Annotated in this window: 10 protein-coding genes and 1 pseudogene; 4 read left to right on the top strand and 7 right to left on the bottom strand. The window is 50.7% G+C overall.

Features of this window, described 5'->3' with window-relative positions:
- On the top strand, positions 1 to 438 hold a 438-nt coding region (locus tag Q1M25_RS04645; protein WP_300482270.1), incomplete at its 5' end, for a CadD family cadmium resistance transporter.
- Positions 439 to 733: 295 nt separating this feature from the next.
- Positions 734 to 1,831 (top strand): NnrS family protein, encoded by a 1,098-nt coding sequence (locus Q1M25_RS04650; RefSeq protein ID WP_300482273.1) that lies wholly within the window; start codon positions 734 to 736, stop codon positions 1,829 to 1,831.
- Between the two features lie 51 nt (positions 1,832 to 1,882).
- On the opposite strand, the gene pgi is transcribed toward Q1M25_RS04650, so the two are convergent.
- From pgi to zwf, 5 genes are all read right to left on the bottom strand, one after another.
- On the bottom strand, positions 1,883 to 3,526 hold the full coding sequence (gene pgi / locus Q1M25_RS04655) for a glucose-6-phosphate isomerase (RefSeq protein ID WP_300482276.1): 1,644 nt from the start codon (positions 3,524 to 3,526) through the stop codon (positions 1,883 to 1,885).
- A gap of 143 nt (positions 3,527 to 3,669) precedes the next feature.
- Positions 3,670 to 4,518, bottom strand: coding sequence for a DNA-binding transcriptional regulator HexR (hexR, locus tag Q1M25_RS04660; protein ID WP_004519348.1), 849 nt, complete (start codon positions 4,516 to 4,518; stop codon positions 3,670 to 3,672).
- A gap of 76 nt (positions 4,519 to 4,594) precedes the next feature.
- The gene (locus tag Q1M25_RS04665; protein WP_039861966.1) at positions 4,595 to 5,575 is read right to left on the bottom strand and encodes a glucokinase; all 981 of its coding nucleotides are present in this window, start codon (positions 5,573 to 5,575) and stop codon (positions 4,595 to 4,597) included.
- A complete protein-coding gene (pgl, locus tag Q1M25_RS04670) occupies positions 5,556 to 6,251 on the bottom strand; it encodes a 6-phosphogluconolactonase (protein WP_107723588.1) in 696 nt (231 codons plus the stop codon). The genes Q1M25_RS04665 and pgl overlap by 20 nt, the downstream gene beginning before the upstream one ends.
- Before the next feature lie 63 nt (positions 6,252 to 6,314).
- Entirely contained in the window at positions 6,315 to 7,760 is a 1,446-nt protein-coding gene (gene zwf / locus Q1M25_RS04675) for a glucose-6-phosphate dehydrogenase (RefSeq protein WP_300482282.1), read from the bottom strand.
- A gap of 483 nt (positions 7,761 to 8,243) precedes the next feature.
- Here zwf and edd point away from each other — a divergent pair, with 483 nt between their 5' ends.
- A complete protein-coding gene (edd, locus tag Q1M25_RS04680) occupies positions 8,244 to 10,079 on the top strand; it encodes a phosphogluconate dehydratase (RefSeq protein WP_300482286.1) in 1,836 nt (611 codons plus the stop codon).
- Between the two features lie 90 nt (positions 10,080 to 10,169).
- Positions 10,170 to 10,808 carry a bifunctional 4-hydroxy-2-oxoglutarate aldolase/2-dehydro-3-deoxy-phosphogluconate aldolase gene (locus Q1M25_RS04685; protein ID WP_003745733.1) on the top strand — a complete coding sequence of 213 codons (639 nt, stop codon included), beginning with the start codon at positions 10,170 to 10,172 and terminating at the stop codon, positions 10,806 to 10,808.
- A 58-nt stretch (positions 10,809 to 10,866) separates the two neighbouring features.
- Here Q1M25_RS04685 and Q1M25_RS04690 read toward each other — a convergent pair whose 3' ends face one another.
- Both Q1M25_RS04690 and Q1M25_RS04695 read right to left on the bottom strand, forming a co-directional pair.
- Entirely contained in the window at positions 10,867 to 12,471 is a 1,605-nt protein-coding gene (locus Q1M25_RS04690) for an NAD(P)-binding protein (protein WP_300482292.1), read from the bottom strand.
- Between the two features lie 67 nt (positions 12,472 to 12,538).
- Positions 12,539 to 13,032: pseudogene (locus Q1M25_RS04695) on the bottom strand (DUF4178 domain-containing protein); the annotation flags it as partial.

The raw sequence follows: 13,032 nt of genomic DNA on the forward strand, positions 1-13,032 counted from the left end.
GTTTTGCATTATGTTCCGGAAAAATGGGTGTTGGGTTTATTAGGTTTAATACCGATTTACTTAGGTATTAAAGTTGCTATTTACGACGATTGTGAGGGCGAAAAAAGAGCTAAAAAAGAATTGGATGAAAAAGGGTTGTCAAAATTAGTCGGTATTGTTGCTTTGGTTACAGTTGCTAGTTGTGGTGCAGATAATATTGGACTTTTTGTTCCTTACTTTGTGACTTTAGATCTTGTCGACTTATTAGTTACTCTTCTTGTATTTTTAATATTGATTTTTGTTTTAGTATATACAGCACAAAGATTGGCTAATATTTCAGGTGTTGGTGAAATTGTAGAGAAGTTTAGTCGTTGGATAATGGCTGTTATTTATATTGGTTTAGGGTTATTTATTATTATTGAAAATAATACAATTCAAACAATAATATCAATAATATGAATGATACGGGCATTTGAGTATCTGACAAACCTTGCGGTTCGTTGCCCTCTCCCTAACCCTCTCCCACGGGGAGAGGGAATCAAGTTGCTGAAAATCAAAGAGTGCAGGATTGGGAATTAGATGGCAGGTAAACCTGAGAATGATCGGACTCGACAGCCTAATCCCCTCTCCCCGTGGGAGAGGGCTAGGGAGAGGGTAAGCAAGCTGCAGGCTTGCCTCTTTGGCGAAAAATACAACCCTGTCCGCCCAATAAATCCATATCCGAAAGCATCTTCATGCAGAATCAAGCCAAACCATGAATAAGTTTTTCACCCACCCCATGCGGCCGTTTTTCATCGGTGCGGCGGTGCTTGCCATACTCGGCGCGTTGGTGTTTTTCATCAGCCCCGGTGCCGTCATTTTGCACCGCCAAATCTTCTTAGAACTCATGCTGCCTGCGGCATACGGCGGCTTCCTGACTGCAGCCATGCTCGAATGGACGGGTTATAAAGGTCGTCTGAAACCTGTTGCTACCGTCTTGGCGGCGCTGTTGCTCGCCGCATCCGCCATACTGCCCTTTTCGCCGCAAACTGCCTCGTTTTTCGTTGCCGCCTATTGGCTGGTATTGCTGCTGTTTTACGCCTGGCTGATTTGGCTCGACCGCAACACTGATAACTTCGCCCTCTTAATGCTGCTTGCCGCGTTAACCGTTTTTCAGACGGCCTACGCCGCAACTGGCGATTTGAACTTACTGCGCGCGCAAGTACATCTGAACATGGCGGCGGTCATGTTTGTATCCGTCCGCGTCAGTATTCTTTTGGGCGCGGAAGCCCTTAAAGAATGCCGTCTGAAAGACCCTGTTTTTATTCCAAATATCGTTTATAAAAACATCGCCATTACTTTCCTGCTCTTGCACGCCGCCGCCGAACTTTGGCTGCCCGCGCAAACCGCCGGTTTTACCGCGCTCGCCGTCGGCTTCATCCTGCTCGCCAAGCTGCGCGAACTGCACCATCACGAACTCCTGCGCAAACACTACGTCCGCACCTATTACCTGCTCCAACTCTTTGCCGCCGCAGGCTATTTGTGGACAGGCGCGGCGAAACTGCAAAACCTGCCCGCCTCCGCGCCCCTGCACCTGATTACCCTTGGCGGCATGATGGGCGGCGTGATGATGGTGTGGCTGACTGCCGGACTGTGGCACAGCGGCTTTACCAAGCTCGACTACCCCAAACTCTGCCGCATTGCCGTCCCCCTACTCTTTATGGCCGCCATCTCGCGCGCTTTCTTGATGAACGTGAACCCGATATTTTTCATCACCGTCCCTGCGCTTCTGACCATCGCCGTGTTCGTACTGTATCTTTTCACGTTTGTACCGATATTTCGGGAAAATGCGTTTACAGATGATCCGGAATAAAACAAAAGGCCGTCTGAAACTTTCAGACGGCCTTTGCTTTAAATAAATGCTTTATTTGTTGGCGTTCAAATAAAGATTAATTAGGCGTGTAGTGGAGCTGTCGTGTTTTTGCACTTCGGTCTCGCCGGTCAATTCGGCAAGAATGGTTTTGGCCAGTTGTTTGCCGAGTTCTACGCCCCATTGGTCAAAGCTGTTGATGCCCCAAATAATGCCTTGTACGAAGGTTTTGTGTTCGTACATGGCAATCAGGCTGCCCATATTGCGCGGGTTGATTTTGTCCATGAGGATAAGGTTGGTCGGACGGTTACCGGAGAAAGTTTTATGCGGAACCAGCTCTTCGATACGCGCTTCGTCCATGCCTTGGGCTTGAAGCTCGGCGCGGACTTCGTCCGGCGTTTTGCCGCGCATAAAGGCTTCGGCTTGGGCAAAGACGTTGGCCAACAGGATTTCGTGATGGCCTTGCAAATTGCTGCGTTTTTCAAGAGAGGCGATGAGGTCAATCGGTGTGATGTGCGTACCTTGGTGCAGCAGTTGGAAGAATGCGTGCTGACCGTTGATACCAGTTTCGCCCCAAATAATCGGGGAAGTTTCGTAACCGACCGGTTTACCGTCAAGGGTAACTTGTTTGCCGTTGCTCTCCATATCGAGCTGCTGAATGAATTTAGGCAGGCGGTGGAGATGTTGGTCGTAAGGCGCGATAACGTGGCTGCCGCCGCCGTAGTAGTTGATGTACCAAATGCCGATAAGGGCGAGGATGACGGGCATGTTGCGCTCTAGCGGCGTGTTGATGAAGTGTTGGTCCATCAAGTGCGCGCCGTTGAGCATTTCGATGAAGTTTTCTTCGCCGAGATACAGCATAATCGGCAGGCCGATGGCCGACCACAGGCTGTACCGTCCGCCGACCCAGTCCCAGAATTCAAACATATTGACGGTATCGATACCGAATTCGGCAACGGCTTTTTGGTTGGTCGATACGGCAACGAAGTGTTTGGCCACGGCACTTTCATCGCCTGCATAATCCAAGAACCATTTACGCGCGGTCAGGGCGTTGGTCAGGGTTTCTTGGGTGGTAAAGGTTTTGGACGCAATGATGAACAGCGTAGTTTCAGGGTGGACTTTGGACAATACGTCGCGCAGTTGGGAGCCGTCCACATTGGAGACGAAGTGCATGTTCAAACGCGGATGACCGAAAGGCTTGAGCGCGGTACACATCATCAGAGGGCCGAGGTCAGAGCCGCCAATACCGATGTTGACAACGTCGGTAATGACTTGATTGGTATAGCCCAACCAGCTGCCGCTGCGGACTTCATGCGCGAACTCGCCCATGCGTTGCAGGACATGGTTGACCTTAGGCATCACATCTTCGCCGTCTACGACGATGGGGGCATTGGTGCGGTTGCGCAGGGCAACGTGGAGGACGGCGCGGTTTTCTGTCGTATTGATTTTTTCGCCGTGGAACATTTGCTGCATCCGCTCCGGCACGCCTGCTTCACGCGCCAACTCGAACAAAAGCGACATGGTTTCGTCATTGATACGGTTTTTAGAATAATCCAAAGTCAGGCCGCCAACCTGCAGCCAGTAGCGCTCGGCACGTTCGGGATCTTGCTCGAACATTTCACGCATGTGTTGTTCTTTGGTTTCGTCAAAATGTATCCATAATTTTGACCAAGCTGGTAAATCGTGAAGGTGTTTCATCGGATGCTCTCCTGGGTAGTGGACAGTTTTGTTGAGAAAACGGCCGTGAGGTCGTCTGAAACGGGAACGGGATGGTTTCCGTTTTTTGAGGTTTCAGACGGCCTTGATATGGGTTGGGGCCGTCTGAAGATGTCAGTGAAGAATCAATCTTTATCGTATTCGATGTGCTTGTTATGTATGCTTTTTTTACTTTTTTGCAGTTGCGTGCTGGCAGTGTCGCCCAAACGCAAGGCCAAACCGATGGCAAGAATGTCGATTACGGCCAGCTGCAGAAGGCGGGACACCATAGGCGTATAAAGCTCGGCATTTTCCTGAGTAGCAATGCTCAATACACAGTCGGCCATTTGAGCCAACGGCGAATCATTGCGAGTCAGCGCGATAACGGCTGCGCCGTTTTCTTTGGCGATACTGGCCGCGTCCAACAATTCGATAGATGAGCCGGTATTGGAAATCGCCACCAATACATCCTGCTCAGTCAATACGGAAGCCGCCATCAGCTGGGTATGCGTATCGACATAGGCAACGGTGGACATACCGAAGCGGAAGAATTTGTGTTGCGCATCTTGGGCAACGATGCCGGAGTTGCCGACACCATAAAACTCAACGCGTCGCGCGTGCATCAAAATGGCAATCGCGTTTTCCAGCTCGGATTCTTTCAGGAAGCGACGCTCGCCCAAAAGGGAGGCTGCGGCATTGCCCAATACTTTTTCGACCACGCTGCCCATGTTGTCATCGGCGTTTAATTCTTCATGAACGTAAGGCATGCCTTCGTGGCCGATGCTGGCAGACAAAGCGAGTTTAAACTCAGGCAAGCCTTTGTAACCCAAGCTGCGGCAGAAACGGATTACAGTCGGCTGACTGACGGATGCACGCTCGGCAATTTCCGCCACAGCGGCATGAACGAACCATTTCGGCTCGGCCAGCGCAGATTCGGCAACTTTGCGTTCTGCGCCGGAGAGGTTGGACAATGATTCGCTGATTTTGCTTAACATATACTCTACCCTTTGATTCTTTGACGTTCAGGACAAGGTTTTTTTCACCCCCTGCCCTGCACCGCCGTTTGTGTGTTTAAACGTTATTTAAATGATTGTCTAATGCGACCGCCGCGCCGACGATGCCCGGAAACTCGCTCAATACGACATACACGGGAATAGCGGCAAGATAAGCCTCAAAGCGGCCTTTATTTTCAAAGCGGCTGCGGAATGGAGACGTTTTAAAGTAATCCAACACGCGCGGGATAATCCCGCCGCACAAATACACGCCGCCGCGCGCACCCAATGACAAAGCCAAATTGGAAGCAACCGTACCCAGCATGGCGCAGAAAATATCCAAAGTCTGACGGCAAATCGGCGATGTTCCGCTCAATGTCTTATCGGTGATTTCAGAAGGCTTCAGACGGCATTGTTTGATGTTGTCGCGTTTGGCCAATGCTTCGTAAATCAGGCTCAAACCTGCGCCGCTCAAGAAACGCTCGGCAGAAACATGGCCGTATTTGTTTTTAGCGTATTGCCAAATCAATACTTCCATATCGTCAAACGGCGGGAAGCTGGTATGGCCGCCCTCGCCTGCCAACGCCACCCAGCCGGCAGCGCTGTGCACCAAACCGCTGACACCCAAACCGGTACCCGGACCGATAACGGCTTTAGGCGCAAATTCGATGGGTTTTTGACCGCCGATTTGTATCAAGTCTTTCTTATCGGTTTTTGTTACCGCCAAAGCCTGGGCGGTAAAGTCGTTCAACAGAATCAACGTTTCAAAACCCAAAGCCTGGCGAGTGGTTTCGATGGAGAATGCCCAGTGGTGGTTGGTCATCTGCACCCAGTCGCCCAAAATCGGATTGGCAATCGCAAAGGCGGCGTGCAAGACTTTCGGACTGCCTGCGCGTTCCAAATAAGTTTTAGCGGCATCGACAATGGTGTCGTAATCCTGGCAAGGTAAGACTTCAGCCTTTTCAATGACCTGTGGTGCAGTTTCAAGTGCAAAACGGGCATTCGTACCGCCGATATCGGCAACCAAACGAGGATAAGCTTCAGTGTGCATAGTAGACATGGCAGTTAATTCCTTGGTGATTGAGAATCAGACTGGTCGGATATTCGGTATCGGCCCTTGCAGCAGCTTTGTCGAATACCGCTTTTTTCTCTGCGCCTTGAATGGCCAAAAATACATTCGGCGTTTTGGCAATCGCACCCAAAGTCATGCTCACACGCTCATGCGGCGCGGTAACCGGCGTAGTATGAATCAATGTCGGGTCATCAGCTTCATTGATTGCGGCCTGTAATTGAGGCGCTTGAGGGAACAACGACGCTGTATGCCCGTCTCCTCCCATGCCCAACACCAGCACGTCAGGTTGCTTGTAATGTTTCAATGCATAAGCAACGACAACTTCAGGTTGTAATTCAGTTTCAGACTTTCCGTCTTCAACAACAGGAATCCATGTGGCAACGGCCGCGTTATTTTTGAGCAGATATTCACGTACCAAGCCTGTATTGCTGTCGGCATGCGTGGTCGGGACAATACGCTCGTCCACCAAAGTAATGCCGACATTTTGCCAATTTAAATCTTTTTGCGACAAAGCCTCGAAAAACGCAATCGGCGAACGACCGCCGGAAACAGCCAAAACCGCATGGCCTTTCTCATTCAACGCGGTTTGTAATGCAGCGGCAACGGCATCAGCGAGAGCCTGCGCGGCAGTTGCAGCGTTTTCTTGTTCGTGCCAAACAAACATGTTTCGTCCTTTCATGGTTTCAGACGGCCTTTTGTTGGAAAACAAGGCCGTCTGAAAGAAATATTATTGCTCTTCGTGCCACTTGTTGCCGTCACGCGCCAACAGCGCGCGCGCAGCTTCAGGACCCCAAGAATGGGCTTCGTAAGCATGCGGAGGCGTTGTATTGTTCGCCCAGTTTTCCAGGATAGGCATCACATATTCCCAAGCGGCTTCGAGTTCGTCGCGGCGGTTGAACAAAGCGAGTTTGCCGTTAATCACATCCAGCAGCAGGCGCTCATAAGCCTCAGCGCGGCGGCCCTCTACTGCTGTGCCCAAGTCCACGCCAATCGGTGTCACTTCGACTTTGTTGCCTGCACCCGGGGTTTTTACTTGAGTGTAAAGGCGGACGGATTCGGTCGGTTGTAGTTCAATAACCAAACGATTCGGCGCAGGTTGGCTGTTGTCAAAAATATGGTTTTGCAGCGGATGGAAGTTCAACACGATTTCCGCCACTTTTCCTGCCATGCGTTTGCCGGTACGTAGGTAGAAAGGTACGCCTTTCCAACGCTCGTTTTCAATTTCGGCTTTGATGGCAACATAGGTTTCAGTGAAGCTGTCTTTCGGTACATCGACTTCTTCCAGATAGCCGTTCATGCCGTTTGCTGCAACATATTGGCCGCGAATAACATTTTCGTTGACGGATTCGATGGTCAGCGGTTTCAGCGATTTAATGACTTTTACTTTCTCGTCGCGTACGGCATCCGCATCCAAGCTCGCCGGTGCTTCCATGGCAGTCATACAAAGCATTTGCATCAAGTGGTTTTGCACCATATCGCGCAACGCGCCGGTAATGTCGTAAAACTCGCCGCGTTCTTCCACGCCCAACTGCTCGGCGATGGTCAGCTGTACACTTTCAATATATTTGTTGTTCCACAAAGGCTCGAACATCACATTGGCAAAACGCAAGGCCAGCAGGTTTTGCAGGCTTTCTTTACCTAAATAATGGTCGATACGGTAGATTTGCTCTTCTTTAAAATAACGGGCCACATCGGTATTGATTTGTTGGGAAGAAGCCAAGTCCGTACCCAACGGTTTTTCCAAAACCACGCGCACGTTATCGGCATTCAAACCGATTTCGGCAAGGTTTTCACAGGCTTGCGCAAAGAATTTCGGCGCAGTTGAGAGGTAGATCACGACATTTTCAGTATTCTTGCGTGCTTTTACCAAGTCGCCCAAGGCAATGAAATCGCCTTTCTTTGTCACATCGACTTTCAAATACTCAAGACGTTGGATAAACGATGCCCACGCTTCTTCTGAGAAGTTTTGTTTGACATGGATTTTAGAATTCGTTTCCACTTTGGCCAAAAAGCCGGCGGTATCCAATTCGCTACGGCTTACGCCCAAAATACGACCTTCGGGATGAAGCAAACCAGCTACATGCGCCTGATACAGGCAAGGCAAAAGTTTACGCATTGCCAAATCGCCGGTCGCGCCAAACAACACCAAATCAAAATTTGTCTGTGTACTCATCGTTTCATCTCTCGTTGAGGAAGCTTGCTTCAAAACTTTTGGACTGTCGTCATCCATAAAAATCGATTAAAATCAAAAGCCTTTAAGCAGTAAGCAGTAAAAAACCAATCGCCTGCACCAAAATTTCAAACAAGCGGGCTAATGAGTAGTAATACTACACATGGCTACACATTTTGTCTATTCTCATTTTTACAAATTGTTTGATTTAACATAAAAGTTTGATGACTTTTGCAGCCTATCGTTTTACGAATTGACCATACCTCGATTTAAATCAAATTTCTTCCACTTAGCAAATTATTTTGTAACAAAATTACAGATTTTGTACTATAATATGCGGACGCTTCGAAGAGGAAATCTTCAAATATTCAGACGGCACTCATTATTTATTCCCACAGCTCCAGGCCGTCTGAAAAAATACCCAATACAAAAATCAGAAACGCGCAAACAAAATCCCTATCATATCGTTTTGCCAGGAGACAGCACATGAACCCCACTCCTATTCACCCGAAACTCGCCGAAATTACCGAGCGCATCATCGAGCGCAGCCGCCCGACGCGTGAAAAGTATCTGGCGAAAATCCGCAGCGCCAAACAGATGGGACGCTTAGAGCGCAACCAGCTCGGCTGCAGCAACTTGGCACACGGCTATGCCTCCATGCCTAAAAGCATCAAAATCGAAATGCTTCAGGAAACCGTCCCCAACTTAGGCATCATCACTGCCTACAATGACATGGTTTCCGCACACCAGCCGTTTAAAGACTTCCCTGACCAAATCAAAGACGAAGCACAAAAAAACGGCGCTACCGCGCAAGTCGCCGGCGGCACACCCGCCATGTGCGACGGCATCACGCAAGGTTATGCCGGCATGGAATTGTCGCTGTTTTCCCGCGACGTGATTGCCATGAGTACCGCCATCGGTCTGTCGCATCAAATGTTTGACGGCAGCTTGTTTATGGGCGTATGCGACAAAATCGTACCGGGTTTGATGATTGGCGCTTTGTCTTTCGGTCATATTCCCGGCATCTTCGTTCCGGCAGGCCCGATGTCCAGTGGTATCGGCAATAAAGAAAAAGCCCGTACCCGCCAGCTTTTCGCCGAAGGCAAAGTCGGCCGCGATGCCTTGCTCGAAAGCGAAATGGGTTCTTACCACAGCCCGGGTACTTGTACCTTCTACGGTACCGCCAACTCCAACCAAATGATGATGGAAATGATGGGCGTGCACCTGCCTGCAGCCGCCTTCGTCCACCCTTATACCGACCTGCGCGAAGCACTGACCCGCTACGCAGCCGGACACCTCGCACGCGGCATCAAAAACGGCACTATCAAACCATTGGGCGAAATGTTGACCGAAAAATCCTTTATCAACGCCCTGATCGGCCTGATGGCAACCGGCGGCTCGACCAACCACACCATGCACCTCGTTGCTATGGCGCGTGCTGCAGGCGTGATTTTGAACTGGGACGACTTTGACGAAATTTCTTCCATCATCCCATTGCTGATCCGCGTGTACCCCAACGGCAAAGCCGACGTGAACCACTTTACCGCTGCCGGCGGCCTGCCTTTCGTTATCCGCGAATTACTGGACGCAGGCCTGTTGCACGACGATGTCGATACCGTTGTAGGACACGGTATGCGCCACTACACCAAAGAGCCTTTCCTCATCGACGGCAAACTCGAATGGCGCGAAGCCCCTGAAACCAGCGGCAATGAAGACATCCTGCGCAAAGCCGACAACCCGTTCTCCCCGGACGGCGGTTTGCGCCTGATGAAAGGCAACATCGGTCGCGGCGTGATTAAAGTATCCGCCGTGCGCGAAGGCTGCCGTATCATCGAAGCGCCTGCCATCGTATTCAACGACCAGCGCGAAGTATTGGCCGCATTTGAACGCGGCGAGTTGGAACGCGATTTCGTCTGCGTCGTCCGCTACCAAGGCCCGCGCGCCAACGGTATGCCCGAATTGCACAAACTGACCCCGCCTTTGGGCATCCTGCAAGACCGCGGCTTCAAAGTGGCGTTGCTGACCGACGGCCGTATGTCCGGCGCATCCGGCAAAGTTCCGGCCTCTATCCACATGACGCCCGAAGCCTTGATGGGCGGCAACATCGCCAAAATCCGTACCGGCGACTTGATCCGCTTCAACTCCGTTACCGGCGAACTCAACGTCCTGATTAACGAAGCCGAATGGAACGCCCGCGAAGTTGAACGCATCGACTTGAGCGCGAACCAACAAGGCTGTGGCCGCGAACTTTTCGCCAACTTCCGCAGCATGACCAGCAGCGCAGAAACCGGCGCCATGAGCTTCGGCGGCGAATTTGCCTAAACCCTTTTCAGACGGCCTTTTAAAACAATCAGGCCGTCTGAAACCATGTTAACGAACCTATTACGATACAGTCCCCAACGGAGACCTAAAATGTCCAAACTGACCCCACGCGAAATCCTGACCGCCGGCGCAGTTGTGCCTGTGATGGCGATTGACGACTTGAGCACTGCCGTCGATTTGTCCCATGCCCTTGTCGAAGGCGGCATTCCCACCCTCGAAATCACCCTGCGCACCCCTGTCGGCCTCGACGCCATCCGCCTGATTGCCAAAGAAGTGCCCAATGCCATCGTCGGCGCGGGTACGGTAACCAATCCCGAACAGCTCAAAGCCGTCGAAGACGCAGGTGCGGTTTTCGCCATCAGCCCGGGTTTACACGAATCTCTCGCCAAAGCCAGCCACAACAGCGGTATTCCTCTGATTCCTGGCGTTGCCACTCCGGGCGAAGTCCAACTGGCTTTGGAACACGGCATCGACACACTCAAACTCTTCCCTGCCGAAGTCGTTGGCGGCAAAGCCATGCTCAAAGCCCTGTACGGCCCTTACGCCGATGTTCGCTTCTGCCCGACCGGCGGCATCAGCTTGGCAACTGCACCCGAGTACTTGGCACTGCCTAATGTCTTGTGCGTCGGCGGCTCATGGCTGACTCCAAAAGAAGCCATCAAAAACAAAGACTGGGATACCATCACCCGTCTGGCTCGCGAAGCTGCCGCTTTGAAACCCAAAGCCTAATCAGGATAAAAGAGCAAAGGCCGTCTGAATATAATTTCAGACGGCCTTTTTATATCAATTAAGCCAACACTTTCCGTGCCGCTTCCACACCCCAATACAAAGCCTCTTCAAATACTGAATAACTGCTTAAGTCACTGTGTGCAAACAACAATCCGGCATTTCGGTTTCTGATTTTTAATAAAGCCTCATCGCTTAAATAGCCGGGTTTTGGCACGCTCATGCCATGCCCGCGCACGGTAATGTCAACATGGGAAACGTGCCGCCAAAAGCCTTCGCCGTAAGCGGTAAGCAGATCTTGGGCGGCAAGCTGGAGCAGCTCTTCATCGCTTGCTTCAAGCAGCTGGCGGCGGACGGCTTGTGGCGTATCGTGGTTGAGCGCGGCGTAGGCGGTAAAAATCGTGCGTTCAGGACGGGCAACCCGGATAAGCTGATTGGTCGCAACAACATAGCCCAGCCCTTGGCTGCCGTAAACCACATTGTCCCACGCAAGTTCGCTGTTGTTTTTTTCTTTCGGGAAACTGTGCAACTCAAAATTGGAAACCAGCCATGGTGCGTATTCGGGAATGTCCAGACCAAATTGCTCGGGAGATTCAATAATGCGGGCGGCAACCATCAGCGGCATGGCGGAGATAACGTGTTGCGCAGTGACGGCAACGGTTTCCCCTTTTGCATTATCACGCAGCCACACTTCAATCCGGCCGTCTGAAAGCGGTTTAATTTTGACGGCGGAAGCATTAACCGAAGCAGGTTTCTCCAAACGGATACGGTTTTCAGACGGCCATTGCCAGCCTTCCTGCAAATCAGCATGACGGCGCAGGTTTTCAGAAAGATGTGCCAAACCTTCAGGCCAAGTGAGGACGGTTTCTGCATTGTTGCGGGCGGCAAAATAATGCAGTCCGGCAAAGGCAGACACTTGCCCGATGCCTTGTCCGTAATCGTCGCGGCAACAATAATCGAGATACCATAAAAGCTCGGTCGAGTGGTAACCTTCTTGCTCAAGCCATTGTTTAAACGTCAGATTATCGAGTTTGCGCCATGTCTCATCTGCCGATGACAGCGCAATTGGAATGGCAAAAATTTTCTTACCGTCATTGCCGTAAGCTTGTTTTAGACGGCCGATTAAATCAAAAAACCGTTTGGAATCCGCATCTTCTTTCGGCAATAAATGTTCCACCCATTTATCCTGATATAAGAGGCGCGATTCGGGCGCATAGACCAAATCGGTTTCCCTAAAGCTGCCGTCCGACTGCAAAATACCGAAATCCGCCAACATCTCGCGCACATACACGCTTTCTTTCGACGGCAAAGCCAAATAATGCGCACCACTCGGCGCTTTCAGGCCGTCTGAAGACGTATAGGCGGCATTGTTGCCATTGCGTTCAAACCCTTCTGCCAACAATACATCGCGGTGATTATGCTTCGCCAAATACCACAACGCCCCCAACCCAGCCGCACCGCCGCCGAGTATCAACGTATTGCACTCATAACGACGAGCCGGCGCTTGCAACAATTTTCGATCGCGCAACAAATGCCCCAGCGGCAAGCCGACACGGTTAATAGAAACCGACTGTTTGCGGTTGAGGTATTTATAAGTCTGCCAAGAAAAAGCAGAAGCAGCGCCAAGCGCGGCGGTATAGCTGAGAAATTGACGGCGGGTTAGCATGTTTTATAAAAAGGTCGTCTGAAAAAATAAAAGTAAAACGGCACAACGAAGTTAAGCAGATCTCACGTTATTTATGCCCTGCCGAATAACCATGATAGGAGCTGCCGGAATGCGATGAGTCGCTGTCTTCAGCTTTGACATAGTTGAACAAGACGGTAAGGAAAATGATGAAAGCAAAGAAAATAATCGTCCCTACCCGTTCTTCTTCGTAATCACGATCGTTTTTATATCTGTCAGAAACCCATATCCATACCAACGCACACAGACTGACCACTATACCGACAGGACTACGTAGATGCGGCGACAGCCAGGCCGGAAGGTTGACGATGATAAGAATCAGCATAGCAATGATACGGGCTACATTATCTCTACTCCCAACATTTCTATTGTCGCCCTTCAGCCAGTAAGAGAGCATCTCCTTAGTATCAAAAGACAGACCGAATGCCTTTCTCATTTGACGGTAAGATACAGGACTGCTTTTACTCCAGACAATTTCGTCCTTGCTCTGCTCGGAACACAGAATGACATTCCAGCCATAACTTTTCTTGCCGCTATAATCCT

The organism is uncultured Neisseria sp. (genome assembly GCF_951230505.1).
In the GTDB taxonomy this organism is placed as follows: domain Bacteria; phylum Pseudomonadota; class Gammaproteobacteria; order Burkholderiales; family Neisseriaceae; genus Neisseria.

What these genes read in the sequence shown, in the direction of transcription:
- Q1M25_RS04650 (WP_300482273.1), top strand. Translation starts at nt 734, where the DNA reads ATGAATAAGTTTTTCACCCACCCCATGCGGCCGTTTTTCATCGGTGCG.
- pgi (WP_300482276.1), bottom strand. Translation starts at nt 3,526, where the DNA reads ATGAAACACCTTCACGATTTACCAGCTTGGTCAAAATTATGGATACAT.
- hexR (WP_004519348.1), bottom strand. Translation starts at nt 4,518, where the DNA reads ATGTTAAGCAAAATCAGCGAATCATTGTCCAACCTCTCCGGCGCAGAA.
- Q1M25_RS04665 (WP_039861966.1), bottom strand. Translation starts at nt 5,575, where the DNA reads ATGTCTACTATGCACACTGAAGCTTATCCTCGTTTGGTTGCCGATATC.
- pgl (WP_107723588.1), bottom strand. Translation starts at nt 6,251, where the DNA reads ATGTTTGTTTGGCACGAACAAGAAAACGCTGCAACTGCCGCGCAGGCT.
- zwf (WP_300482282.1), bottom strand. Translation starts at nt 7,760, where the DNA reads ATGAGTACACAGACAAATTTTGATTTGGTGTTGTTTGGCGCGACCGGC.
- edd (WP_300482286.1), top strand. Translation starts at nt 8,244, where the DNA reads ATGAACCCCACTCCTATTCACCCGAAACTCGCCGAAATTACCGAGCGC.
- Q1M25_RS04685 (WP_003745733.1), top strand. Translation starts at nt 10,170, where the DNA reads ATGTCCAAACTGACCCCACGCGAAATCCTGACCGCCGGCGCAGTTGTG.
- Q1M25_RS04690 (WP_300482292.1), bottom strand. Translation starts at nt 12,471, where the DNA reads ATGCTAACCCGCCGTCAATTTCTCAGCTATACCGCCGCGCTTGGCGCT.